28 protein-coding genes are annotated in these 24,193 nt (G+C 32.3%); 8 read left to right on the top strand and 20 right to left on the bottom strand.

The window, feature by feature from the left end; translation table 11 throughout:
- Positions 1 to 167 precede the first annotated feature (167 nt).
- The 6 genes from ACYSNM_RS12290 to ACYSNM_RS12315 form a co-directional block, all read right to left on the bottom strand.
- On the bottom strand, positions 168 to 1,208 hold the full coding sequence (locus ACYSNM_RS12290; protein ID WP_461757179.1) for an endonuclease/exonuclease/phosphatase family protein: 1,041 nt from the start codon (positions 1,206 to 1,208) through the stop codon (positions 168 to 170).
- Between the two features lie 3 nt (positions 1,209 to 1,211).
- Positions 1,212 to 2,057, bottom strand: coding sequence for a rhomboid family intramembrane serine protease (locus ACYSNM_RS12295; RefSeq protein ID WP_461757180.1), 846 nt, complete (start codon positions 2,055 to 2,057; stop codon positions 1,212 to 1,214).
- 2 nt (positions 2,058 to 2,059) lie between these two features.
- Entirely contained in the window at positions 2,060 to 2,818 is a 759-nt protein-coding gene (locus ACYSNM_RS12300; RefSeq protein WP_461757181.1) for a rhomboid family intramembrane serine protease, read from the bottom strand.
- On the bottom strand, positions 2,818 to 5,091 hold the full coding sequence (gene mutL / locus ACYSNM_RS12305; protein WP_461757182.1) for a DNA mismatch repair endonuclease MutL: 2,274 nt from the start codon (positions 5,089 to 5,091) through the stop codon (positions 2,818 to 2,820). Before mutL ends, ACYSNM_RS12300 begins: the two co-directional genes overlap by 1 nt.
- Positions 5,092 to 5,270: 179 nt before the next feature.
- Positions 5,271 to 5,762, bottom strand: a complete 492-nt coding sequence (gene ribH / locus ACYSNM_RS12310; RefSeq protein WP_461757183.1) for a 6,7-dimethyl-8-ribityllumazine synthase — start codon at positions 5,760 to 5,762, stop codon at positions 5,271 to 5,273.
- Positions 5,763 to 5,765: 3 nt separating this feature from the next.
- The gene (locus tag ACYSNM_RS12315; RefSeq protein WP_461757184.1) at positions 5,766 to 6,551 is read right to left on the bottom strand and encodes a tetratricopeptide repeat protein; all 786 of its coding nucleotides are present in this window, start codon (positions 6,549 to 6,551) and stop codon (positions 5,766 to 5,768) included.
- Between the two features lie 134 nt (positions 6,552 to 6,685).
- On the opposite strand from ACYSNM_RS12315, the gene recF reads away from it, so the two are divergent.
- Genes recF through ACYSNM_RS12335 form a run of 4 tightly spaced genes read left to right on the top strand, consistent with a single transcriptional unit; the run spans position 6,686 to position 10,533 of the window.
- Positions 6,686 to 7,774 (top strand): DNA replication/repair protein RecF, encoded by a 1,089-nt coding sequence (gene recF, locus ACYSNM_RS12320; RefSeq protein ID WP_461757213.1) that lies wholly within the window; start codon positions 6,686 to 6,688, stop codon positions 7,772 to 7,774.
- 32 nt (positions 7,775 to 7,806) lie between these two features.
- Positions 7,807 to 8,814, top strand: a complete 1,008-nt coding sequence (gene murB, locus ACYSNM_RS12325) for a UDP-N-acetylmuramate dehydrogenase (RefSeq protein ID WP_461757185.1) — start codon at positions 7,807 to 7,809, stop codon at positions 8,812 to 8,814.
- Positions 8,815 to 8,849: 35 nt separating this feature from the next.
- Positions 8,850 to 9,977 (top strand): glycosyltransferase, encoded by a 1,128-nt coding sequence (locus tag ACYSNM_RS12330; RefSeq protein ID WP_461757186.1) that lies wholly within the window; start codon positions 8,850 to 8,852, stop codon positions 9,975 to 9,977.
- The gene (locus ACYSNM_RS12335; RefSeq protein ID WP_461757187.1) at positions 9,958 to 10,533 is read left to right on the top strand and encodes an RNA polymerase sigma factor; all 576 of its coding nucleotides are present in this window, start codon (positions 9,958 to 9,960) and stop codon (positions 10,531 to 10,533) included. The genes ACYSNM_RS12330 and ACYSNM_RS12335 overlap by 20 nt, the downstream gene beginning before the upstream one ends.
- A 23-nt stretch (positions 10,534 to 10,556) precedes the next feature.
- On the opposite strand, the gene ACYSNM_RS12340 is transcribed toward ACYSNM_RS12335, so the two are convergent.
- From ACYSNM_RS12340 to ACYSNM_RS12395, 12 genes are all read right to left on the bottom strand, one after another.
- Positions 10,557 to 10,991, bottom strand: a complete 435-nt coding sequence (locus ACYSNM_RS12340) for an RrF2 family transcriptional regulator (RefSeq protein WP_461754654.1) — start codon at positions 10,989 to 10,991, stop codon at positions 10,557 to 10,559.
- Between the two features lie 112 nt (positions 10,992 to 11,103).
- Positions 11,104 to 11,415 (bottom strand): DciA family protein, encoded by a 312-nt coding sequence (locus tag ACYSNM_RS12345; RefSeq protein ID WP_461757188.1) that lies wholly within the window; start codon positions 11,413 to 11,415, stop codon positions 11,104 to 11,106.
- A gap of 5 nt (positions 11,416 to 11,420) precedes the next feature.
- Positions 11,421 to 11,846, bottom strand: coding sequence for a hypothetical protein (locus ACYSNM_RS12350; protein ID WP_461757189.1), 426 nt, complete (start codon positions 11,844 to 11,846; stop codon positions 11,421 to 11,423).
- 7 nt (positions 11,847 to 11,853) lie between these two features.
- Positions 11,854 to 12,807, bottom strand: coding sequence for a signal recognition particle-docking protein FtsY (ftsY, locus tag ACYSNM_RS12355; RefSeq protein ID WP_461755046.1), 954 nt, complete (start codon positions 12,805 to 12,807; stop codon positions 11,854 to 11,856).
- Positions 12,808 to 12,949: 142 nt separating this feature from the next.
- Complete coding sequence (locus tag ACYSNM_RS12360) at positions 12,950 to 13,102, bottom strand: DUF4295 domain-containing protein (protein WP_461755047.1); 153 nt, start codon at positions 13,100 to 13,102, stop codon at positions 12,950 to 12,952.
- A gap of 9 nt (positions 13,103 to 13,111) precedes the next feature.
- A complete protein-coding gene (rpmG, locus tag ACYSNM_RS12365) occupies positions 13,112 to 13,294 on the bottom strand; it encodes a 50S ribosomal protein L33 (RefSeq protein WP_006260303.1) in 183 nt (60 codons plus the stop codon).
- Between the two features lie 25 nt (positions 13,295 to 13,319).
- On the bottom strand, positions 13,320 to 13,556 hold the full coding sequence (rpmB, locus tag ACYSNM_RS12370) for a 50S ribosomal protein L28 (protein WP_461757190.1): 237 nt from the start codon (positions 13,554 to 13,556) through the stop codon (positions 13,320 to 13,322).
- Positions 13,557 to 13,637: 81 nt separating this feature from the next.
- Entirely contained in the window at positions 13,638 to 14,882 is a 1,245-nt protein-coding gene (locus ACYSNM_RS12375; RefSeq protein WP_461757191.1) for a CinA family nicotinamide mononucleotide deamidase-related protein, read from the bottom strand.
- Positions 14,879 to 15,232 carry an Hpt domain-containing protein gene (locus ACYSNM_RS12380; RefSeq protein WP_461757192.1) on the bottom strand — a complete coding sequence of 118 codons (354 nt, stop codon included), beginning with the start codon at positions 15,230 to 15,232 and terminating at the stop codon, positions 14,879 to 14,881. Before ACYSNM_RS12380 ends, ACYSNM_RS12375 begins: the two co-directional genes overlap by 4 nt.
- Positions 15,233 to 15,236: 4 nt before the next feature.
- Entirely contained in the window at positions 15,237 to 15,848 is a 612-nt protein-coding gene (locus ACYSNM_RS12385; RefSeq protein ID WP_461757193.1) for a fumarylacetoacetate hydrolase family protein, read from the bottom strand.
- Between the two features lie 14 nt (positions 15,849 to 15,862).
- Positions 15,863 to 16,636: an exonuclease domain-containing protein gene (locus ACYSNM_RS12390; protein ID WP_461757194.1), complete on the bottom strand. Its 774-nt coding sequence runs from the start codon at positions 16,634 to 16,636 to the stop codon at positions 15,863 to 15,865.
- Between the two features lie 286 nt (positions 16,637 to 16,922).
- On the bottom strand, positions 16,923 to 17,324 hold the full coding sequence (locus tag ACYSNM_RS12395; protein ID WP_461757195.1) for a hypothetical protein: 402 nt from the start codon (positions 17,322 to 17,324) through the stop codon (positions 16,923 to 16,925).
- Positions 17,325 to 17,936: 612 nt separating this feature from the next.
- On the opposite strand from ACYSNM_RS12395, the gene ACYSNM_RS12400 reads away from it, so the two are divergent.
- The 4 genes from ACYSNM_RS12400 (at position 17,937) to ACYSNM_RS12415 (ending at position 21,834) form a co-directional block, all read left to right on the top strand.
- Positions 17,937 to 18,332: a hypothetical protein gene (locus ACYSNM_RS12400; RefSeq protein WP_461757196.1), complete on the top strand. Its 396-nt coding sequence runs from the start codon at positions 17,937 to 17,939 to the stop codon at positions 18,330 to 18,332.
- A gap of 86 nt (positions 18,333 to 18,418) precedes the next feature.
- A complete protein-coding gene (locus tag ACYSNM_RS12405; protein WP_461757197.1) occupies positions 18,419 to 19,306 on the top strand; it encodes a hypothetical protein in 888 nt (295 codons plus the stop codon).
- 69 nt (positions 19,307 to 19,375) lie between these two features.
- Positions 19,376 to 21,367, top strand: a complete 1,992-nt coding sequence (locus ACYSNM_RS12410; RefSeq protein ID WP_461757198.1) for a TonB-dependent receptor — start codon at positions 19,376 to 19,378, stop codon at positions 21,365 to 21,367.
- A 44-nt stretch (positions 21,368 to 21,411) separates the two neighbouring features.
- Positions 21,412 to 21,834, top strand: a complete 423-nt coding sequence (locus tag ACYSNM_RS12415; RefSeq protein ID WP_461757199.1) for an acyl-CoA thioesterase — start codon at positions 21,412 to 21,414, stop codon at positions 21,832 to 21,834.
- 7 nt (positions 21,835 to 21,841) lie between these two features.
- Here the strand turns inward: ACYSNM_RS12415 and ACYSNM_RS12420 are convergent, their stop codons facing one another.
- Together ACYSNM_RS12420 and ACYSNM_RS12425 are read right to left on the bottom strand one after the other, a co-directional pair.
- On the bottom strand, positions 21,842 to 22,540 hold the full coding sequence (locus ACYSNM_RS12420) for a Dph6-related ATP pyrophosphatase (RefSeq protein ID WP_461757200.1): 699 nt from the start codon (positions 22,538 to 22,540) through the stop codon (positions 21,842 to 21,844).
- An 89-nt stretch (positions 22,541 to 22,629) separates the two neighbouring features.
- Positions 22,630 to 23,943, bottom strand: coding sequence for a dihydrolipoamide acetyltransferase family protein (locus tag ACYSNM_RS12425; protein ID WP_461757201.1), 1,314 nt, complete (start codon positions 23,941 to 23,943; stop codon positions 22,630 to 22,632).
- Between the last annotated feature and the right edge of the window lie 250 nt (positions 23,944 to 24,193).

Here is a 24,193-nt window from a genome sequence, read left to right on the forward strand (position 1 = left end):
CCCTTTTATACTATTCTCCCCATTTGAAATTATAGTTACTAAACGCAACTTAAATTCATAATTATATATCTGTTTTTTACTCATAAAAAATGCCCCAAAAAGTGTCTAACTTTTTGGGGCATGTCTACTGTTAGAAGGGATTTTTATTTTCTATCACCTCATCGAAATCATTTGCTTTCCGATTTCAAGTGTAATCTACTCATTAGAGGGAAGTGGTCAGAATTTACAAAGGAATCAAATGTTTTAAACGACTTGACTTCAATTAAAGGATCTACAAAAATATAATCTATTCGCATTGGAAAAAGATTAAAATCATAGGTTTTTCCAAAACCTTGTCCGGCTTTAACAAAAGCATCATCTAAGTCTCCTCTTACATTTCGATAAACATAGGAGAAAGCACTATTATTCATATCTCCACAAATAATTTTGCGATGGTTAGCGTCCTTCATATGCGAACGAATAAGTTCCGACTGCAATTGTTGTTCAGAGAAAGCTTTTGAAATCCTTTTTATAATACGTTTAGAGTCCATTTCATCCACACTTTCATGGATATCTGGACTAATGCTTATCGATTGTAAATGGATACTATAAATACGAATGGTATCTCTTTGGATTACAATATCTGCAAAAATGACATTGTTATTGGAATTTGGTAAATTAATTTCCCCTTTATCAACAATTCTAAACTTAGAGAAAATGGCCTGTCCAGTCTTTATTTTATTTCCGTGAGAAACAATATAGCTATAAGGATATTGCTTAAACTTAATCTTTGTGTTTTTAGAATATTCCTGTAAAGCTAATACATCAGGATCTTGTACATCAACAAACTCTTTAATGTTTTGACTAACCTTTGGGTCATCTATCCATTTGAATAAGTTAAAAAGTCTTACGTTATAACTCATCAAGGTAAAGTCCGTTTTTTCTTGAGGTAAATTAACTCCTGAAAAACGATAAAATTTATTAATAAAAGTAAAGCCTAAAAGCAGAATAAAAATAGAAAGCCAAATTTGTTTTTTGACCAAAAAAAGCCAATAGATAAGAAAAACCACATTAACGATAAGCAGACTTGGCAGCAACAAAGAAAATACCGATAAAAGCGGAAAAATCTTTGGAGCTAAAAACGGTAAAAAATAGCCTATAATTGTCAATATAGCTAATACTATATTCAACAAAAAAATGCCTTTATTAAACCAAGATAGATTCTTCATAAATTATCTTTTTCCACTAGTAAACAAAAAACTTTTTTCCTCCTTAGTTAAGCTCTCATAACCGCTTTTACTTATTTTCTCTAGTATAGAATCAATTTTAGCTTGATTGCTAGCACTTGGAGCTTTGTCAAAAGTTTTACTTTTGGTATTTCTATATACCTTTTTTAAATTTCCTTTGTTATTATTTGTAAAAACAGAAGACACTTTAGCCTGTAAATTAGAAAAAACGGGAGTATTTCTTATATACTTAATATATAAAAAACCCATGCAAGCCCCTCCTAAATGCGCTAAATGTCCTCCTACATTACTTCCACTTAGTTGTACGATATCTAAGATAATAATAAAAGCAGCGATATACCAAATCTTAACAACTCCTACTAACATCAAACGAATTTCCATTTTGGGATTGTAAAAAACAAGAGCCATTAATGGACAAATAATAGCAGCCGAGGCACCTACTAACAAAGTACTTACAGGTAAGACAAAAGACCCTATTACAAAGAATACCCCACCTAAAAAAGCACCTAAAAAGTAACATGTAACAAACTCTTTTGCCGAAAAATAAGTAGAAAAGAGTTGGCTTACAAAATAAAGTACAACAATATTAAATAGTAGATGTATAGGCCCGGCATGAACAAAACTATAAGTTACTAAGGTAAAAGGCTTATAAAGTAATTCCGTAGCATTACTAGATAGACCTACCCAAAACAAAGCATTGGAGTAAAAGCTAATCGAGATAACTTTTAGTAAAAAGAATATAACAGATACTCCTATTATCCAATACATAAGTCGCTCAATTGGGCTACTTAAAGGATAATTTTGACGAAAGTTCTTCCATATTTTTGCCATACTTAATTCCAACGATAAGGATTAAACTGAGTTTTCTTCCAATAATACATTAAAAGAAATCCCGTAATAGCACCTCCTATATGAGCAAAATGCGCTATTCCACTTCCTCCTCCAAAAAGGCTGAAGCCACCAGTCATACCACCATATAAGTCAATTAATAAGATACCTGGCACAAAGTACATTGCCTTGATAGGAATCGGTACAAACATCATCATTAATTCAGCACGAGGAAACATAAAAGCAAAGGCTACCAAAAGTCCATATATAGCACCAGAGGCACCAACAACAGGTACATTATAAGCTACTACAGCATTAGTTAAATCCTGTGCACTAATAAATTCTAACCAAGCAGTAGGATAACTATAAGAACCTGCTTCTGCTGTAATTATCTGATAAAAATATTCCTTATCTACTCCTAGGTGTTCTACTTTGTTATAAACACTCATAATCGAGTAGTAATTTACACCTTGATGCATTAAGGCTGCCCCTAATCCACAGGCAATATAAAAAATCAAAAATCTTTTGGCTCCCCAAATACTCTCAAGGGTTCTACCAAAGGAGTATAAAGCAAACATATTAAAGAAAATATGCATAAAGCCCCCATGCATGAACATATGAGTTAAGGGTTGCCAAGGGTAGAATGCACTACTTTGAAAAAAGTACATAGCAAATAATTGCTGTAAAGCTTCCACAAAAAAACCAGCACCGAACAAAATAATGTTCAGTATAATTAAATGTTTTACAGTTTCTGAAATTCTCATTATAACGTAAATTTTTTCTCTATATCTTCTACTTTCATAGTTACAAAAGTAGGTTTCATAAATGGTGATACATTTGGTTCATTACAAGCAAACAAGCGATTTACAATATTCTCTTGTTCTTCACAACTCAAGGTTGTACCTGTTTTTACCGATAAACTATGGGCCAAAGACTTAGCAATACGCTCACTTTGGCTATAATTAACTCCAGGATGTCCACTTCTAAAGTCACCGATTAAATCCTCTAAAACAATGGAAGCTTCACTCTCTGAAATATGCACAGGTAAACCAGATATAACTACGAATTCCTCCGCCATTTGTTCAAATCCAAATCCTGTTTGTTGTAGTAATTCCCTTATTTCTCTTAATACCTCCATCTCATAAGGAGCATAGTATAAAGTTAATGGAAATAACAATTGCTGAGACGCACCAGAGTGATTTTTTATACTCTCTAAAAAGTTTTCGTATAAAATTCTTTGGTGAGCTCTTCCTTGGTCAATTACAACAAGTCCAGATTTTATCGGACTAACAATATATTTTCTATTGATTTGAAACGTTCTAGAAGTACTCATCTCATTTTGGTAACCTCCAAAAAGATCGGCAGAAGGAGTTTGTTGCTCCAAAACCAAATTGGAAATATCTAAATGACTAGAATCTTGCTTAAGGCCCTCATATAAACTAGACCAGTTTTTTTGATTACTCTTAGAAGAAATACGCTCATTTTCTACTTTAGAATTATTGAACTTACTCTTTGCAAAGCTAGACTTGGCGTTTACTTTAGAATCTAAAAAAGGAGTATCTCTTTGTTGAGTGAACCCCGAAGTGTATTGATCCTCTTCACTAGTTTCAAAAGGGTTGAAATCACTTTGATTACCTTTAGACTCAAAAGTTAGACTATCCTTTTGATCTGTCTCAAAAGAATAATCTTCTTGGTTACTTTTAGATTCATAGGTTACCCCTTGTTGTGATTCAGAAGACTCCAAAGTGAAATCAGCCGTATTTCCTTTAGACTCGAAAGTTAGATCCGAAGCCATAGAGGGAGATTCTTGCTCTAAATCACTAGAGTCAATAGATAAATCCGTTAATTTAGATTCTATTAAATCTGCATTACCAAAGGGATTTTCAAAAGGATTATATTCAAATTTATCTTCTTGTAAATTCTCTTCCCTTGTAAAGGGATTGAAGTTGCGGTCTACCTCTATAGTAGGGGTAGCTGCATGGGTTCCTTGATAATCGTAAGGTGTATCTAAAGAGGCATCGCGTTGAAAGTCCAACACAGGTGCTACATTAAATTGCCCCATACTATGCTTGATAGTAGATCTTAAAATACTATATAAGGCTTGCTCATCATCGAACTTAACTTCCGTTTTAGTTGGATGAATATTAATATCAATACTATCGGTAGGAACTTGTAAATAAATAAAATAAGTAGGGTGTGTACCTTCTTTTAATAAACCTTCATAAGCTGCAAGTACTGCATGATGTAAATAACCACTTTTCACATAGCGATCGTTTACAAAAAAGAATTGTTCTCCCCTATTTTTTTTTGCATATTCAGGCTTTCCCACAAAGCCCTCTATAGTTACAATATCAGTTGTTTCTGCTATAGGTACTAATTTTTCATTAGTTCTAGAGCCAAAAATGGCAACAATTCTTTGTCTTAAATTACTACTTGGTAAATTAAATACTTCATTGCCATTGTGGATCAAAATAAATTGAACCTCATTGTGTACTAAAGCAATTCTCTCGAACTCATCTACTATATTTCTAAACTCAACGTTTACACTTTTAAGGAAGTTTCTTCGAGCTGGGATATTAAAAAATAAATTTTTTACAGAAAAGGAGGTTCCTACTGGACTTACAACTGGCTCTTGACGGACTAATTTCCCTCCTTCAATAACAATATGCGTCCCTAAGGAATTAGCCTCTTGACGAGTTTTTAACTCTACATGAGCAATAGCTGCAATAGAAGCTAAAGCTTCTCCTCTAAACCCCTTAGTATGCAGAGCAAATAAATCCTCTGCTTTAGAAATCTTAGAAGTAGCATGCCTTTCAAAAGAAAGTAAAGCATCCTGCTCGCCCATACCCTTACCATTATCAATAACTTGAATCAAGGTCTTACCGGCTTCCTTTAGTACCAATTTGATCTCTGTAGCACCAGCATCTACTGAATTTTCAATAAGCTCTTTTACAACAGAAGCGGGTCTTTGAACAACTTCTCCTGCTGCGATTTGATTTGCTACGTGATCCGGTAGTAAGCGAATTATATTTGACATCTATTTATTTTAAGAATAGGTAGATTTATGAATAAATAAAAACTCAGCACTTTGCTTAGAGCTACAAATTTACTTAAATAATAGTCCTTAAACTATTATAGTATTTGTAAATTATCATTAAATAAAAAAACCTGCAAACACTTGATGCTTGCAGGTAGAAGGCTTTTAATTTTAAAAGCTTAATATTTATTATTTAACTCAATCATTTTTAAAGCTGCAACAGCTGCTTCTGTTCCTTTATTACCAAATGCTCCTCCACTTCTATCAATAGATTGTTGCATATTATTATCAGTAAGAACACAGAAAATCACAGGAATATCAGCCATTAAATTTAGATCTTTGATACCGTGTGTTACTCCAGTACAAACAAAGTCAAAATGCATTGTTTCCCCTTTAATAACACAACCTATCACAATTACTGCATCTAAATCCTCATAAGTTTCAATCATTTTACGGGCTCCGTAAACTAACTCAAAACTTCCTGGTACATCCCAACGAATTATATTTTGCTCTAGAGCTCCGCAATCTAATAATGCATCTTTTGCTCCTTGATATAAACCATTAGTTACATTATCATTCCACTCAGATACTACGATACCAACCTTAAACTCTTTTGCATTAGGTAGAGTATTTTTATCGTATTGAGAAAGATTTTTATTTTCTGTAGCCATGTCTTATTGTGCTAATCCAATTAAACCATCAATAGAACTTGCCTCTATTGATCCTTGGTAATTATTTTTAATATCATTAAACATTGTTAATGCTTCTTGTCTTTTTCCTAATTCTAAAGCTACAACTCCTCCTTTGTATAAAAAGCGTGGAGACGTTAAGTCATTTTTCCCATGCTTAATCGCTTTATTGTAATATTCTAAAGCTTCTTTCTTTTGCCCTAATTCAGAGAAAGCGTCTCCGATTGCTCCAAGAGCTAAAGCTCCAACAACTGCATCGTTTGTGCTAAATTTCTCTAAGTGCTCAATAGCCTTAGTATACTCTCTTTGGTTTAAGTAAGCTGTCCCAGCATAATAATGAGCTAAGTTAGCTGAATTGGTTCCACTATAATCTCTAATTATCCCTAAGAACCCTAATTTACCTTCTCCTCCTTCAAGAGCTAATTGGTATAAATTGTCTTTATCTGTAGTACTTTGAACTGCGTTATTATAGTAAGCTTGTGCTTGAAACATTTCATTTGCAGCATCATTATTTTTAGGCTCTACGATAAACTTTCCGTATCCAGCATATCCTAATGTAATTAATGCAACGGCTCCAACAATTCCAAAAATAGCTTTAGAATTACGAGACACCCAATTTTCCATCTTATTGGCTCCCTCATCTAAAGAATCAAACACCTCAGCTGTTGTACTGTTAGATGCATCTACGTTTGCGAATTGATCAAATTCTCCATCTTCATTCTGCGTGGAAGGTTTAGGGGCTTTGTAACCTCTTTTATTATAAGTTGCCATGTTTTCAAAAGTTTAATATACGCAAAAATAGGATTTTTATTGTAATATAAAAGTGCTTTCTATCTATATTTTTGATAATTTGCAGCGAATTTGAGCAAAGTGCTACTTTGAAACATATAATACTTGAATATCCTGTGTATTTAAAAAATTTAAACATCCTGAATTTCAAAAACATAACAGACAAATCTTTTGAATTTAATCAAAAAATAAACTGTTTTGTAGGCTTAAATGGCGTAGGTAAAACCAATATATTAGATGCCATTTATTACATGGCCTATGGAAAGAGCTACTTTAACCCTGTGGCTGTCCAAAACATTAATCATCAGAGCGATTTCTTTGTTATTGACGGTACTTTTGACATAAAAGACCAAGCAGAACAAATCGTATGTAGTCTAAAAAAAGGCCAAAAAAAAATAATAAAAAGAAATGGGAAAAATTACGATAGATTATCCGATCATTTTGGATTAATCCCACTGGTTATTATATCCCCATCTGATAGAGATTTAATCACAGAAGGAAGTGAAACAAGAAGAAAGTTTTTAGATAGTGTTATTTCTCAAATGGACCCAGGCTATTTGCAATTAATTATACAGTATCAAAAATTAATTACTCAGCGAAATGCACTTTTAAAGAATTTTGCTTTACACCATTATTTTGATCAAGCAACCCTTGAGGTTTACAATGAGCAAATACAGGAAATAGCCTTACCTATTTATCAAAAACGTTCTTCATTCATTGAACAATTTGTTCCTATATTTAATCACTATCATTACCTAATAACAGGTTTACAAGATGAAGTTGTCTTAGAGTATGACTCTCAACTACATCAAAATACAATGCTAGAACTTTTCCACGAGAACTTAGCAAAAGACCGTGCTTTACAATATACAAGTGTAGGTATTCACAAAGATGATTTAAATTTCAAATTGAAAGAACACCCAATTAAGAAATTTGGATCCCAAGGACAACAGAAATCCTATTTAATTGCTCTTAAACTAGCACAGTTTGAGTTTATAAAAAAGCAAAAAGGTGTAGCTCCAATTTTATTATTTGATGATATCTTTGATAAATTAGATGAAAATAGAGTTCGCAAAATACTAGAGTTGGTTAATTTAAAAACCTTTGGGCAAATGTTTATCTCAGATACACATGCACAAAGAACAGAAGACTTATTAAATAGTATACACCAAGATTTTGAAATATTTAAAATAGCGGATAATTAATCCATAGTATTGCTTCACGCAAAGTCACAGTTATGCAAAAAAACATCTCTTTACAACCATATAATACTTTCGCTATCCAAGCCCTTGCCAAAGACTTTATCCTTATCAATACCCAAGAGGAGCTAATAAAGGCTTTAAAAGAAAACAACAACAGGGATCTTTTTATTTTAGGAGGAGGAAGTAACATGCTTTTAACCCAGGACATAGAAAAGCTCGTTCTTAAAATTAACACAAAAGGCATCGCTATTGTTCAACAAGATACTGACCATGTAATAGTAGAGGTTCAGGCAGGAGAAAATTGGCATGAGTTTGTACTATGGGCTATAGATAATGATTTTGGTGGAATTGAAAACCTATCCTTAATCCCAGGTAATGTAGGCACTACACCTATACAAAATATAGGTGCATATGGCGTGGAGGTAAAAGACACTATTGTCAGTTGTCAAGCCTTAGATATCGACAAAATTAGTTTTACTACTTTTAGCAATCAAGACTGTCAGTTTAGTTATCGAGAAAGTGTATTTAAAAATGAATTAAAAGATCGTTACATTATAACAAGCGTTAGTTTTAAATTAACCAAAAACAACCATTTATTAAAAACTCAATATGGAGATATTCAAGCCAAACTAGACTCACAAAATATACAATACCCCACTATAAGGGATATCAGTAATAGTGTTATTCAAATTAGGCAAGAAAAGCTACCTGATCCTAAAGTAATTGGAAATAGTGGTAGTTTCTTTAAGAATCCGATTCTACCTAAAGAACAATTCGAAAGGTTAGTGCAAGAGTATCCACAAATACCTAACTATCCATTACAAGATGGCAAAGTAAAGGTTCCCGCTGGTTGGCTTATTGAGAAAGCAGGCTTTAAAGGCTTTAGAATAAAAGACGCAGGGGTACATGAAAAACAAGCTCTTGTACTAGTAAACCACGGCGAGGCTACAGGAAAAGAAATCTTGGAGCTTTCTAAAGCAATACAAGCTAAAGTGAGAGAACTTTTTCAAATAGACATTCAACCCGAGGTAAATATTTTTTAAACTTTTTTTCTACACCATAGATTACTAAACACCCTATGCTAACAACGATCCTTTTATACGCCTTACTTGCAATTATTGCTTTAGAGGTTTTTAATTACTTTATATTTTACAGCAAATTAGCTTTTGGCAAAAACAACATCCAAAAGCAAACAGACAGAATGCAAAAACCTGTTTCTTTAATAGTTTATATTAAAGACCAAGAAGATATTTTACCACAGTATTTACCTACTTTACTAAATCAAGATCATCCAACGTATCAAATAATCTTAGTAAACAATGCCTCTTGTGATGATTCTTTAGAAATACTTGAAGCTTTCGAAAAGACCCATCCAAGAATTAAGCTAGTAAATGTGGTTAATAATGAAGCTTTTTGGAACAATAAGAAATATGCATTAACCTTAGGGATAAAAGTAGCCAAACATGACTATTTAGTGTTTACAGAACCATCTGCACAATTACTAAACACCAACTGGTTAAGTAGTATGGCTAATTATTTCACTCCTAAAAAACAAGTGGTAATTGGATATACTAGCATAGTGAAGAAAAAGAGATCTTTTATTAATAAATTATTCCGCTACCACAATACTTTTGCTTTCAGCAAACTTTTTACCGGTACTCAGCTAATGGGGCCATTACACGGTAATACATTAAATCAAGGATATCTAAAAGACTTATTTTACGCCAATAATGGATTTATACAGCAAATGAAAATCCCTTTTGGAGAAAAGTATTCCTTTATACAGCAAATTGCATCTAGTAAAAACACCACTATTGCTATAAACTCCAGTAGTTTTGTTTACCAAGAAGAAGATAATAAACTGAGTACTTTTATTAAAGAGGTAAAAATGCAAGGTTTACAACTGAAAGCTTCTAGCTTTAAATTTCGCCTTGTTAGAAGTTTTAGCGCAATTTTGCCTTTGAGTTTTTATATTCTTTTTATAATCCTTGTAAGTATTAATCCTCTACTAGAAGTACTATGGATTGGCTTTGGCCTTAGAATGTTAGTGAAGTTTATCTATGACTACCAACTTTTTAAAAAATTTGCTACTAAAGATTTGATTTGGGTACTACCTTTATTAGAATTTATTCATATTTTTATATTATCATATTTGGCCATAACCCAATTTATAACTGGAAAGAAACTTGAAAAAAACAATAGTTAATCAAATAGCACTAGCTAAGCAATCGGATCAATCCGCTTTTACCTTCTTACTTGATCACTATTGGGGCGAAGTTTACTATTTCATTCTACAACGTATAAATAACGAGGCAGATGCAGAAGACATCACTATTGAAACCTTCTCAAAGGCATTTAGTAGTATTCAAAGCTATGATGACAAATTTAGCTTTAATACTTGGCTTATTGCTATTGCTAAAAATGTACATATAGACCTAGTTCGCAAAAGAAAAAAGGATGGTGTTTTGATGGTTAATCCAGAGAATCATCCTGCATATAATAATATTGCAGATGATACGGCAAATATGGAAGACCTACTTATAAAGCAACAGAATTTAGCTGTTTTTAAAAGTTATGTAAAGCTTTTAAAGCCACATTACCAAGAAGTAATTGAATTGAGGTTTTTTCAAGAACTTTCCTATAATGAAATTGCCACTATAACTGGCCAACCTCTAAATAATGTAAAGGTAAAACTCATAAGAGCCCGTAGATTACTTCAAGAAATTATCTTAAAGCAAATTGACTCTAACTTTACCATCTAAAAGGCAAAAATCTCCACCAGATGCTAGCGTTTTAAAAATGTTTCTCCACAAAAAAGTCCTTGAGACAATTCATAAAGCGTAGTGGTCTCTAACATATCGCGTAACATTCCTCTAATATTTTTAAATTTACCATGGACAGGACATGGTTTTAAAGCATTACATTCTTTTAAACCAAGTGCACAACCTGTGAACACAGAATCGCCATCTATAATACTTACAATCTCGGCTAATTTAGTTTGCTTCATTTTTTCTTCCAAGATGCTATAACCACCTCCTACACCTTTTACAGAGTCTAGTATTCCATGTCTAGCTAAATTTTGTAGGATCTTACCTGTAAAGGCAGTTGGAGCATCTATTTGCTCAGCAATCATTTTAAGCCCCACCCGTTTATTACTCAAGGAATTCTCTGCAATATAAATAAGAGCTCTTATAGCATATTCACAAGCTTTAGAAAACATATTTTATTAATTTTATTTATCAAATATAGTTATTTTTTCAACAGTCAATACATTAGCACTATAACAAAACAGGCTAGATAATATTTATCTAGCCTGTTTTGTTTATTCTTGCTTAACGAAAGACAATATCTCTAACAATCTCACTTTTTAATTCTTCATTTAAAAGAGCGATGATTTTACTTTTTCCATAGGTTAATTCTTCTCTTACAATTGGGGAAGAAAGAGCGACATATAATACATCCTTTCTTAACAAGATATCCAAAGTATAATTTTTGATACCTGGACCTAAAATATCCCCCCATGCTTGTTTGATACTAACATTGTTATACCCACTTTGCAAAGGTGTTTCCTTAATAATAATCTGTAGGATATCACCTATAGTATTATTTTCACGAAGTCTTTTAGATGCATTGAATTTCTTCACGTATATTATTTTAAAGTAAAAGGAACTGGTCGTTTGTAGGTATAAATAATATCATTTTGGTTTTTAACAACTAACTCCTTATCATTCAATTTCATTAATTGCTCCTCCCAAGAAGAGTAATCTGTAGTGTAGATAATCCAAGTAGCATCCTTACGATAATCTATAACAAAATCTTCTGCTACTTCATTAGTTAGATATTCTCCATTGAATTGAGGCATTACTTTAAAGCGCTTACCTACCCCTTGATCAACCTCAAAAAAATCAATACTTCCATTAATTGTAAAATCCTTAGTTGTCCCATCGGGCAATTGCACTTTAGCAATTTCCCAATAACCATTAAGAAGTTGTATTTCTTTCGGACTAATTGAAGAAGAACAACTAACAAAAAAAGCTACACAACTCAGTAGTAAGAAAACCTTAAAATACCTCATCTTTTAATTATTTAAAAAAAGAGTCTACAAACTCTACCTTATTAAAAACTTGAAGATCCTCAATACCTTCACCAACACCAATATACTTAACTGGTATTTGAAATTGATCCGATATTCCGATCACTACACCACCTTTAGCAGTACCATCTAACTTTGTTACAGCTAAACTTGTTACTTCTGTAGCGGCTGTAAACTGCTTAGCTTGCTCAAAAGCATTTTGCCCTGTAGAACCATCTAAAACTAACATTACATCGTGAGGAGCGTCGTGAATAACTTTTTGCATTACACGCTTTACCTTGGTTAACTCATTCATTAAATTAACTTTATTATGTAACCTACCTGCAGTATCTATAATAACAACATCGGCATTTTGGGTAACCGCGGATTGTAGAGTATCAAAAGCTACAGAAGCAGGATCACTACCCATCTGTTGCTTGACAATTGGCACTCCTACTCTATCTGCCCAAACTTGAAGTTGATCGATTGCAGCAGCTCTAAATGTATCAGCAGCACCTAAAACAACATTTAAACCAGCTTTCTTAAATTGATAAGCTAATTTCCCTATCGTAGTAGTTTTACCTGCACCATTAACTCCAACAACCATTATAACATATGGCTTTTTATCTTTAGGAATTTCAAACTCTGTTGCCTCCCCTGATTGCGTCTCAGATAATAGCCCAGCGATTTCCTCTCTTAAAATCTTATTAAGCTCTTGGGTACCTACATATTTGTCTTGCGCTACACGCGCCTCAATACGATCGATAATTTTCAATGTAGTATTTACACCAACATCTGAACTTACAAGTACTTCTTCTAAATCATCTAGTACATCGTCATCTACTTTACTTTTCCCAGCAACTGCTTTGGTAAGTTTAGAGAAAAACGAGTCCTTAGACTTCTCTAGTCCTTTGTCAAGAGTTTCCTTCTTCTCAGAAGAAAATAATTTCTTAAAAAAACTCATAATAACCTTTTTTAACTAATACAAATATAGAAATATTAAGTAGACTTTATTCCAAAATAAATCCACAACTTCTATTAATATAATAAAATAAAAAAAAGCCGTCTAAAAAGACGGCTTTTTCAAGATTTTTATAATGGTCAAATTACTTCTTTGCGAAGAATTCGTCTACGAAATCAGGAGCCATAACAGCTTCTACGAATGTGTAAGCACCTGTCTTTGGAGATTTCACCATTTTAATTGCTTTAGTCAACTTTTTAGAACCTGTTCTTAAAGCTGCTATAGATTTTTTTGCCATGACTACTAATTATTTAATTTCTTTGTGTACTGTTACTTTCTTCATGATAGGATTAAATTTTTTGATCTCTAATCTATCTGGAGTATTCTTCTTATTCTTAGTCGTGATGTATCTTGAAGTTCCTGGTAAACCAGACGCTTTATGTTCAGTACATTCTAAGATTACTTGTATTCTGTTACCTTTCTTTGCCATCGTATTCTATTTTTTATGGTCCCGATTACTTAACTAATCCTCTTACTTTTGCATCTTTCAATACAGCAGTAATACCTTTTTTATTAATTGTTTTTAATGCAGACGTTGATAATTTCAATGTTACCCATCTGTCTTCTTCAGCAATGTAGAAACGTTTTTTAACTAAGTTCACAGAAAACTTTCTCTTAGTTTTATTCATCGCGTGAGAAACGTTGTTTCCAACCATTGCTCTTTTACCAGTAATTTCACAAACTCTTGACATTATTTCTTATCTTTTATTTCAATATTCAAAATCAGGGTGCAAAGTAACGGAAAAGAAAATTATTATACAAAATATTTTCCGTTATTTTTTTATTATTTCTTTATATATCAATTCCAAACCCTTTGAAACAGCACAATTTACGACCCTTTCACGAGATCCATGGAATTGAAATTTTTTTGCAAAAACTTTGTTTGGAGTAGCAATTCCAATATAAACGGTTCCTACATCAGCACTAGAATCCCCTTTTTTAGGTCCTGCATTACCTGTTGTAGCTACTGCAAAATCACTTGCAAATTGCAATTTTGCTTTTTTAGCCATTTCAATAGCTACTTGTTCGCTTACCACACTATATTTTTCTACACAGTATGGATCAACTCCTAATATATCTATTTTACTACTTGTTGCATAAGGAATTATTCCTCCTTTAAAATAAGCAGAGGCTCCAGGATTAGAATTGAACATTATTGCCAATCTTCCACCTGTACAACTTTCTGCAAAAGAAATAGTTTTATTTCTAATATGCAACTCTTTGGATATTATTTGTGAAAAATCTATATCCTCGTATCCTAAAATAAACTCAAATACCTGAAAAGGAATACTTTGCAAACATTGTTTCAATTTATTTTTTAATTCATTTTCGTCCCTTCCCCTAGCTGTTAAACGCAAATTCACCCTTCCTTCTAGGGGTAAATAAGCTAAAGTCACCTCTGAGGGTAAAGTATTTTCCCATGGAGCAAGAATTTGAGCTAACTCACTCTCTTCTATTGCATAGGTAGAAATACTTTTATGTAGAACAACATTTGATTTAAAATGTTGCTTTATATAGTCTAAGACTTCTTCTTTCCAAATGGTTTTCATCTCTAAAGGAACACCTGGCAAAATAATAAAGGTAGTATTTCCTTTACGCATTAACATGCCTGGGGCAGTACCATAAGAGTTAAAAAAGACTTTAGCCAAAGAAGGCACTAAGGCCTGGTTAGCCTCAATATCCAATAACTCACTTGGATCTGGCTTTGCTAAAATAGAACATACTTGCTGCAATACCAAAGGATCCATTACAAAATGATCCTCGAAAAATTCGCAAAACACTTTTTTAGTAATGTCGTCTTTAGTAGGTCCAAGTCCACCAGTTAAAACAACTAGGTCTACTTGATCTATAAAGCTTGACATTATTTGCCTAATATTTTTACTTTTATCGGCAATACTACAGATTTGAACTACTTCACAGCCAATTTGATCTAATTCCCTAGCAATAAAAGCAGAATTAGTATTTACTATTTGCCCTATGAGAATTTCATCTCCAATGGTAACAATACTAGCTGTCATACCTTTTGTAAACAAAAATCTTTTTTAATTTCTTTTTTTGCTTTCTTAACGTGTTCTTTAAAAGCTTTAAAGTTTTCCTTTACTTCTTTTATTTTTCCTTTGTCTTGGATCCATTTCTCTATAAAGCCAAACTCTTCCATAGCTTGATCAATACCTAAAAACTCTAAAGAAGGCTTTAATTTCTCTAAATGCTTAGTTACTTTAGAATAGTTCTTTTTCTCTATTGCCTTTTTTATCTGTTTTAAACTATGTTTAGAATCAGCTAAAAACGTCTCCAATATGTTTTTCACTTTTACTTTATCATCATTATATCGACGACAAAGTGGTCCAACATCGTAATATAATGCCATAATGTTATTTTATAGATATACGGAATAATTCTTGATCCTCTAGGCTTCCGCGTAATTCGTCAGCTCTTTCTACTTTACCAACGCCTACAGGAGTACCTGTAAAAATTAAATCTCCTGTTTTTAAAGTAAAATACTTAGATACCTCGCTAATTAACTCATCAATAGACCAAATCATTTGCTTGGTAGAAGCACTTTGAACCACATGTCCATTTTTACTCATTGAAAAATGCATATCGTTTAAATCCTTCAATTCATCCTTACTTATAAACTTACCTACTACAGCAGATCCATCAAATCCTTTTGCCTTCTCCCATGGTAGACCTTTTTCTTTGAGTTTACTTTGTAAATCCCTAGCTGTAAAATCAATACCAACACTTACCTGGTCGTAGTATTTATGGGCAAATTTAGGTTCAATAAACTTCCCTACTTTACATACTTTAACTACAACCTCTAGTTCATAATGAATATCAGTAGAGAAAAAAGGAATAACAAAAGGTATTTCTTTTCCTAACAAAGCAGTATCTGGTTTGATAAAGATAACTGGCTCACTTGGTCTTTCATTATTCAACTCTTCTATGTGCTCTACATAGTTTCTTCCAATGCAAATAATTTTCATTCGAAAATCTAATTTTATAGTTTATTATTAAGCTTACGTAATTTTATACCTGTAAGAACTTTTTTAGTATATAATGGGAAATCCGCATTTTGGATCCAACCATAGTAACCAGGTTCGTTTTCTAAAACATGCTCTACTAAAACTCCTTTGTGCTTACCAAAAGCAAAAATCTCTCTATTTTGTTCATCTAGAGCAATAAATCCAGCAAAGTCAACACTCTTTTTTCTAGTAGTATATTCTGACAAAGCTTTCATATCATTCTCTAAATCCGTATAGCGATCAAGCTGAGCTTTTAAAATCTCATAAGTTGCATTAGTATCTGCTTCTGCTGAGTGTGCATTTTCTAGAGTTTGATCACAATAAAAACGATAAGCAGCACTTAAAGTACGCTCTTCCTTTTTATGAAAAATAGTCTGAACATCTACAGAAACACGATTACCCATGTCAAAATCGATACCTGCTCTTAACAACTCTTCTACTAATAGAGGAATATCAAATCTATCAGAATTAAATCCTGCTAAGTCTGAATCCTTAATCATTTGATATATAGCTGGTGCTAATTCTCTAAAATGAGGTTCATTAGCAACTTTTTCATCTGTTATCCCATGAATACTTGTTGAATGTTCAGGAATAGGCATACCTGGGTTCACTAACCAAGTTTTGCTTTCCTTGTTACCATTGGGAAATACTTTTAAAATAGCAATTTCGACAATTCTATCTTTTGCAACGTCCACCCCTGTTGTTTCTAAATCGAAAAAACAAATGGGTCTATGTAATTTCAACTCCATTATTCTAAATTGTTTAATCACAAATATAATAAATGTAAATCACTACTGGGTTACATTAGCCTTATTGTTTTAGCATTATTTACTAATTAAGGACCTAGCAAACACCATGCGACAAATATTTTATAGGGTATTAAAATGATCCCAATTCTGATTCACAAGCCAAAATCACAAAAAAACTCCCTCTTTTAAAAACAACAAATAAGCTAGATTTTAAAACACCCTTACTTATAATTAAAAAAAAAGCCTCTTAATAAGAGGCTTTTTAATATTTTTTTATAATTGATTCTTAGAAATCATGATGCTCAAGTACATGTACATCATAGAAGTTTACAACCTCATCACATGACTTATGAGAATACTCTTCTTGTCCTGCATCAAATAAGACAAAATTTAATCTCTTAAACAATAAATCTAATAATTGTTTTTGCCCGTCTTGGTCAAGCTCTAAAAGCATATTAACTACATGCTCTTTTGCAGGTGAACTCTTTTCTTTATCTATACAAAATAAAGTAATCTCAAAATTGTGTATTCCTGATAAGGAAACTCCCACAACTTTATACTTCTCTTGGTTTACATTAAAGTATTCTCCAATACTGCTAATGTAATTTCCTTTTTTCGCAGCTATACTATCTGAGATATCAGCTGCCACACTTCCTACGAAGTCATTGTACTGTACTTTTGCTTTCATAAACAACAAATTTTATTTTTTTCTTCCATACTAAGATACTAAAACATTAATAATCATTTACATATAGATTAATAATTCCGACTATAACAAATAATCCCCCTAGATAATAACAAATCAAAGTAAAATCATTAATTATTTAATTTAAAACAAAATTAATCCTTAATATTTTAGAATATTACACAAAATTTTAAGACAAAAAACACAATAAAAACGAGGTTTACTGCGCAAAACAAAGAATATACTAATTTTATAAAAACAAGAGTAAATACGCAATAAAATAACCTTTACACTTAATAATTACACAATATACCATTATCTAACTGTAAATACTGCAATTTCGCGCTAATTCATTAACATTTAGTATCCTTTTAAGGTTGTATTCCTAGATTTTGGATAAATAATTATTAAATATTATAACATTATATACTTTATTCTACTAAATCCCTAATAAAATTAACGTTTTTCCAAAGTCTCAGTCTAAAAACTGCTATTAATTGTCAATTTCAACTGAAAAAAATGTTTTTTCAAAACGCGTAAAGCCAACTCCTAGGTGTTTTTTTTATCTTTTTTCCACCTAAAAAACGACGTAGAATAAAACTTAGATTTTAAAGTATGGAATTTAAAAACCTTACTTATATTTGCAACATGCAAAAAGTTTTATTCTTTATAGTGATTTTGTTCTTCGCAAAACCAATATTCCCAGTATTGGACTTTGTGATTAACTATGACGCTATACAAGAACTTTGTATCAATAAAAATCTTCCTGAACTTCAATGTAATGGTACTTGTCATCTTAAAAATGAACTAGCGAAAACCGCTCAGAGCGAAAATCCTTTCGCAGCCAAGAAAACTTTCCAATTACATTATGAAATTCTGTTTTTTGAAAATCAAACTTATAAATCACAAGATAAACCTCTTATTGCAACGCAACCTCAACATGGGGATTGGTATTTAGATTTATATAGTTTCTTACCCAATTTCAAGGAAAAAAAGCCACCTTTAGTTTAAATTATTTTTTAGTCAATTCGCTTTCTACACTTTTTTAAGATGTAGAGGCATTCCTATGTCTTTTTTTAAAAAATAATTTAATTCCAATGAAAAAAATATTTAATTTCCTTGTGCTACTTCCTATCTTTATTTTAGTAACTAGCTGCTCTACCAATACGCAAGACTCATTTTTAGATGACCCATTCAATAAAAAAACCTTAATAAGCACCTTAACTCAAGATGGCTATACCTTTAATTTATATAGTCAACAAAGTAATCTATGGGCACCTTATACTAATTCTATTAGTTTACAGATTTATTCATCAGACCAACAGACTCCTATTCTTGTAAAGGATTTAAAATGGCATCTAACTATGCATATGATCAGTGGGCATTCCACTATGCAAACAATGACACATTCCGCGCCCGCAACTGACCCTAGAAAAGACCCAAAAACTACTGGGCTATATCATGGAGAACTGCTCTTTACAATGCCAGGAAACGAACCAGGGCAAAATTTTTGGACTTTAACCCTTACTTTTTTAGATCAAAACACTACTAAAAGCATAGATATCCCATTGTTTGTGGACCCTTTAAGTAGCGTAAAAAAGAAAAACTTGGCTTCATTTTCTTATCAAAACACAACGCATTATGTAGGACTTATAGAACCGACTCAACCTAAAATTGGTGAAAATAATTTACAAATAGCGGTATTTAACTCTACCGATCATGGTCAAAACTACAAGCAAGTTCCAGGACTGACTATTTCCCTTGACCCTAGAATGCCTGATATGGGAAATCATGGAGTAAATAATGAAATTAAAAACCTTTATTTTAATCCAGTTTCTAAACTATACCCTGGAAGTATACCATTTACTATGTCAGGATATTGGTTAATCAACCTTATAATACAGGATTCTGAAAATCAAACAATAGCAGGTTCTCCAGTAAAAGAAAATATAAATAGTACTCTTTATTTAGAAGTAGAATTTTAAACAATTCAAAAGCTTTACAATTAATTTGGCCCCTATATTTTAATAGCGGGCCAATACTATTATGTCAAAATGGAAAGAACAACAACCTTATTTATACTTTTAATTTGGAGCCTGTATCCTATTAAGGCTCAAATTAAATCCGATACAATTATTTTCAACCAAGTTTTAACAACTATAGAACTAAACAGTAAAAAGACAACAACTCCCACTATAAGTATAGACCAAGCACTTGCCCAGGATTCTGATGTAACTTTAATAAAAAGAGGAGCTTATGCTTGGGAGCCAATGATTAATAATATGGGAGATTCCCGAATCACCACTACAATAGATCAAATGCGTATTTTTAAAGCATGTACAGATAATATGGATCCCGTGACTTCCTATGTAGAAGTACCTAACCTTGAAGCGATCGCTATATCAAACAATGGGGAAGGTAGTGGAGTTAATTCAAGTTTTGCCGGAGCAATAGATCTGCAAACCAAAATAATTGACACCTTGCAAAGCAAACCTTTCGCAATGGACCTTTTTGGTAATTACCAAAGCAATAACCAACAAAAAAACATTGGGGCTAGTTGGAGTACTTCTGCTAAGAAAATTAAATCTTATTCCACCTTCTCTTATAAAAAATCCGCAAACTACAAAGCCGGCCATAATGTCGAAATAGAAAACTCCCAGTTTGAAAAATACAATGCCTCTACAAAAGTTGCCTATACCATCTCAGAGAACAAAACAATAGAATCAAACTTCATATGGGATAGAGCTCAAGACGTTGGATATCCAGCCTTACCTATGGATGTTTCCTTAGCACAAGCTTTCATTGGATCTTTGTCTTACAATACAAAACTTTCTCAAAAGCTTAAAAATTGGCAAACTAAACTGTATTATAACACTATTTCTCATACCATGGATGACTCTAAAAGAAAAGAAGTAGCTATACGAATGGATATGCCAGGTAAAAGTACTACCGTAGGTATACTATCAACTTTAGAAATAGAAAAATGGAAAAATCACAGCTCACAAGTATCCATCTCCGCTTTTGAAAACTTATCTCAAGCTAGCATGGTAATGTATCCAAATGATCCAATGAATAAACCAATGTTTATGTATACTTGGGGGGATATTGAACAACAAAATATAGCAATTAATATAAAAGACACCTGGAAAGTATCCCATAACAAATACTTAAATCTAAGTGCAGGAGTATACCTTAATAAGCAAGGAGTATATAACAAAGATGCTTTAGAGAGTTTAAAAATATTCTATCCTCTTATGAGCAAAAGCCGAACAGACTACTTTAGCAACCTTTCCTTTTCGTATCATTATAAACCAAAAGGTAACTTTAATTTTGGAGCAAATCTTACTTTTGCATCTAGAGAGTTTTCTGCATCAGAGAGTTATGGTTATTATATCTTTAATAGTCATCAAAACTACGATTACTTAGGAAATCCATTTCTAAAAAAAGAGTGGAACTTCCAATTTTCAGGTCACATTGAATGGAAGTCAGCATACTTCAAAACAAGAATTTCAATGGAAAACTTCTATCTGAAAAATTATATTATCGGAGTAATCCAGCCTAATTTAAGGCCCATGACTATTGGAGCAATAGGAGTCAAAAAGTACGATAATCTATCCTACGCTTTACAAAATCAATTTCACTTACATACTCAATACCTAATTACTGCAAAATGGAAGGTATTATCCGAGCTCTCTTATTATTTAGCTAAGGATAATAATGGCAATAACTTACCCTTTATAAGTCCATTACAATACAAATTAAATCTACATTATAATACCCAAAGACTCTATAATACATTAGAAGTTGTAGTGAATGGTAAGCAAAGTAAAGCTGCTACCTATTATGGAGAAACTGCAGTACCTAGCTTTGGAATAATTAACCTACAATCTACATTAATCTTACCTTTTCAAAACTACAATCAACAACTCAAATTAACTTTAAGTATTTCTAATTTACTTGACACCTACTACACCACCTATGCCAATTGGAACCATTTACCACAAATGGGTAGAAACATGCTATTATCAGTGCACTATGCTTTGTAGAAGTTAAAAAAAGTCTTTTGTTTGTAATCTATAAAATAAAACATATGTCCAGAGTAAAACTAACAATGCCTAAAAACTATATTTTTAGCACACAGATACCAGTTAGAATCACAGATCTAAATTATGGTAATCACTTAGGAAATGATAAATTAGTTTCGCTAATTCATCAAGCAAGAGTTCTTTTTCTAGACTCCTTTAAGTATACAGAACTTGATTGCGAAAAAGTAGGCTTAATTATGGCTGATCTTGCCATAGAATATAAAAATCAAGCTTTCTTCAATGATATATTAACCTTTGAAATTGCCGCTGATAACTTCACCAAAGTAAGTTTTGACCTGTTTTATTTAGTATCATGTAAAGATAAAACTATTGCAAAGGTAAAAACAGGTATGGTTACTTTTGATTATACTACTAACAAAGTTACTCCTGTTCCTACTTTACTTAGCACAAAATTTCAAGCAGAATAATAAAGGCTTATAAAACTTCTAAGAACCAAAAACCATAGTTTTGCTCCGATGAACTAGATTCACTTTCAGGCTTTGGATATTGCTTATAAATAGCTTGGCCAACTTGATAGTCAACAGGTTTAACAAACATAGGTCCATCAAAAACAAAACTATGGTATTCTCCATTTTCACCACAAGGATCCACATTACTAGGAAGATCTTCTAAAAATTGCATATCAATTACTCTACCTAAAAAACTTTTATCTAAATAAGCTTCGTTAACACAAATAACCATTGTCTTGACTCCAGATTCAATCATCTCTATAAGTAATTGTCTAGTATCTTTTTTCCAATTTGGAAAAATTCCTTTCATGTTAACTTTCTCTAATTGTTGTTCTCGAAACACTTTTAAATCCTCTAAAAGAATATCTCCATAAGCACTATGGTAAATACCTTGGCGTGTCATTTCCATCAAAGTATTTGTCATTTTCTGTTCATACTCCTCCATAGTAATGGAACTAGAAATAGAACAAATCTCTAATGGCAATCCTAGATTACTTACTTGTCGATATAAAACTTCAACACTTATTCCATGCATAGAAACCCTTTGGTGCTCTAAGCTTATGGTAGTGAGTAATTTCACTACTTGATTCTGTGGATCTTTGTTTAATTCATATAAAGCATAAGCTGCATCCTTGCCTGTACTCCAGTTTAAAACTATTTTCATATTAATATTTATTAGCTAATATATATATCAAAAAAAAGAGCCAAAGGAATACTTTGGCTCTTTATAATGTTGTATAAAATCTATCTTGATTACACTTCTCTTGTAATATCCCAAGCTTCTAGAATTTGAGCAACTCTTTGTACGAATTGTCCTCCTAAAGCACCATCTACTACTCTGTGATCGTAGCTGTGAGATAAGAACATTTTTTGACGAATACCAATAAAGTCTCCTTCTGGTGTTTCGATTACTGCAGGCACTTTACGTATAGCACCTAAGGCTAAAATACCTACTTGTGGTTGATTTAAAATTGGTGTACCAAACACACTTCCAAAAGTACCCACGTTAGTTACTGTATAAGTTCCTCCTTGAGTATCATCTGGCTTTAATTTACCACTACGAGAACGAACTGCTAAATCATTTACAGCTTTAGCCATTCCTACTAAGTTTAATTGATCTGCATTTTTAATAACAGGAACAATTAAGTTACCGTTAGGTAAAGCCGCAGCCATTCCTAAATTGATGTTCTTTCTCTTGATGATATAATCTCCTTCAACTGAAATATTCATCATTGGGAACTCTTTCAATGCTTTTGCAATTGCCTCCATAAAAATTGGAGTAAAAGTTAATTTCTCTCCTTCTCTTTTTTCAAAAGCATTTTTATGTTTATTTCTCCAATTTACAATATTAGTAACGTCTACTTCAATAAAAGATTGAACGTGAGCAGAGGTCTGAATAGATTGAACCATGTGGTGAGCAATAAGCTTACGCATACGATCCATTTCAATAATTTCATCTTGACCATTCACAGAAACTGGAGCTGCCTTAGCAACCGGAGCTGCTTTTACAGCTGGAGTAGCCACTACTGCTGCTTGCTCTACTTTTTGTGTAGCTACAGGTGCACTTGATCTATCTTTAATATAAGTAAGGATATCTGACTTAGTAATTCTTCCATCTTTACCACTACCCTTAATAGCTTCTAATTCTTCCAAAGAAAGTCCTTCTTGCTTAGCAATATTTTTCACTAATGGAGAATAGAATTTATCTGAATCACAAAAAGAGATTTCTTTTACTGATTCTTGAGCAGCAGCAACACTTTTTTCTATTTGAACACTTGCTTGTGCAACATCAGATGCCGCTGAACTAGCACTAGCTGGCTCTCCACCTTGTGTTTCAATTATTGCAATAGTTTGCCCAACTTGAACTACGTCGTCTACTTGAAATAAAATTTCTACTATAGTACCCGCTACCTCACTTGGAACTTCACTATCCACTTTATCTGTTGCTATCTCTAATACAGTCTCATCCGCCTCTACAACATCTCCTACATTTTTCAACCAATTTGTAATTGTTGCCTCAGCAACACTCTCACCCATCTTGGGTAATTTCAATTCGAACTTTGCCATATTTATAACCTAAGGTTGTGATTTCTATTTCTTATTACAAATTTAATAATATTTTGGACTTATTTTAAAATAAAATAAAATTATCAAACTATTAAAATCTACTGTTCTATACAACTCTTTAGTGCATAACTTCTAGATAAATTATCCGATTAAGGCTGTTTTATTTTAAAATTTATTCTATTTTTCACAATTTCTATAAACCTACCTACAAGTAAAAAATAGTAGAAATCCCTCCGAAATAGGTAAGAAA

The sequence above is a fragment of the Myroides sp. LJL116 genome, from assembly GCF_054871685.1.

What these genes read in the sequence shown, in the direction of transcription:
- ACYSNM_RS12290 (WP_461757179.1), bottom strand. Translation starts at nt 1,208, where the DNA reads ATGAAGAATCTATCTTGGTTTAATAAAGGCATTTTTTTGTTGAATATA.
- ACYSNM_RS12295 (WP_461757180.1), bottom strand. Translation starts at nt 2,057, where the DNA reads ATGGCAAAAATATGGAAGAACTTTCGTCAAAATTATCCTTTAAGTAGC.
- ACYSNM_RS12300 (WP_461757181.1), bottom strand. Translation starts at nt 2,818, where the DNA reads ATGAGAATTTCAGAAACTGTAAAACATTTAATTATACTGAACATTATT.
- mutL (WP_461757182.1), bottom strand. Translation starts at nt 5,091, where the DNA reads ATGTCAAATATAATTCGCTTACTACCGGATCACGTAGCAAATCAAATC.
- ribH (WP_461757183.1), bottom strand. Translation starts at nt 5,762, where the DNA reads ATGGCTACAGAAAATAAAAATCTTTCTCAATACGATAAAAATACTCTA.
- ACYSNM_RS12315 (WP_461757184.1), bottom strand. Translation starts at nt 6,551, where the DNA reads ATGGCAACTTATAATAAAAGAGGTTACAAAGCCCCTAAACCTTCCACG.
- murB (WP_461757185.1), top strand. Translation starts at nt 7,807, where the DNA reads ATGCAAAAAAACATCTCTTTACAACCATATAATACTTTCGCTATCCAA.
- ACYSNM_RS12330 (WP_461757186.1), top strand. Translation starts at nt 8,850, where the DNA reads ATGCTAACAACGATCCTTTTATACGCCTTACTTGCAATTATTGCTTTA.
- ACYSNM_RS12340 (WP_461754654.1), bottom strand. Translation starts at nt 10,991, where the DNA reads ATGTTTTCTAAAGCTTGTGAATATGCTATAAGAGCTCTTATTTATATT.
- ACYSNM_RS12350 (WP_461757189.1), bottom strand. Translation starts at nt 11,846, where the DNA reads ATGAGGTATTTTAAGGTTTTCTTACTACTGAGTTGTGTAGCTTTTTTT.
- ftsY (WP_461755046.1), bottom strand. Translation starts at nt 12,807, where the DNA reads ATGAGTTTTTTTAAGAAATTATTTTCTTCTGAGAAGAAGGAAACTCTT.
- ACYSNM_RS12360 (WP_461755047.1), bottom strand. Translation starts at nt 13,102, where the DNA reads ATGGCAAAAAAATCTATAGCAGCTTTAAGAACAGGTTCTAAAAAGTTG.
- rpmG (WP_006260303.1), bottom strand. Translation starts at nt 13,294, where the DNA reads ATGGCAAAGAAAGGTAACAGAATACAAGTAATCTTAGAATGTACTGAA.
- rpmB (WP_461757190.1), bottom strand. Translation starts at nt 13,556, where the DNA reads ATGTCAAGAGTTTGTGAAATTACTGGTAAAAGAGCAATGGTTGGAAAC.
- ACYSNM_RS12375 (WP_461757191.1), bottom strand. Translation starts at nt 14,882, where the DNA reads ATGACAGCTAGTATTGTTACCATTGGAGATGAAATTCTCATAGGGCAA.
- ACYSNM_RS12380 (WP_461757192.1), bottom strand. Translation starts at nt 15,232, where the DNA reads ATGGCATTATATTACGATGTTGGACCACTTTGTCGTCGATATAATGAT.
- ACYSNM_RS12385 (WP_461757193.1), bottom strand. Translation starts at nt 15,848, where the DNA reads ATGAAAATTATTTGCATTGGAAGAAACTATGTAGAGCACATAGAAGAG.
- ACYSNM_RS12390 (WP_461757194.1), bottom strand. Translation starts at nt 16,636, where the DNA reads ATGGAGTTGAAATTACATAGACCCATTTGTTTTTTCGATTTAGAAACA.
- ACYSNM_RS12395 (WP_461757195.1), bottom strand. Translation starts at nt 17,324, where the DNA reads ATGAAAGCAAAAGTACAGTACAATGACTTCGTAGGAAGTGTGGCAGCT.
- ACYSNM_RS12400 (WP_461757196.1), top strand. Translation starts at nt 17,937, where the DNA reads ATGGAATTTAAAAACCTTACTTATATTTGCAACATGCAAAAAGTTTTA.
- ACYSNM_RS12405 (WP_461757197.1), top strand. Translation starts at nt 18,419, where the DNA reads ATGAAAAAAATATTTAATTTCCTTGTGCTACTTCCTATCTTTATTTTA.
- ACYSNM_RS12410 (WP_461757198.1), top strand. Translation starts at nt 19,376, where the DNA reads ATGGAAAGAACAACAACCTTATTTATACTTTTAATTTGGAGCCTGTAT.
- ACYSNM_RS12415 (WP_461757199.1), top strand. Translation starts at nt 21,412, where the DNA reads ATGTCCAGAGTAAAACTAACAATGCCTAAAAACTATATTTTTAGCACA.
- ACYSNM_RS12420 (WP_461757200.1), bottom strand. Translation starts at nt 22,540, where the DNA reads ATGAAAATAGTTTTAAACTGGAGTACAGGCAAGGATGCAGCTTATGCT.
- ACYSNM_RS12425 (WP_461757201.1), bottom strand. Translation starts at nt 23,943, where the DNA reads ATGGCAAAGTTCGAATTGAAATTACCCAAGATGGGTGAGAGTGTTGCT.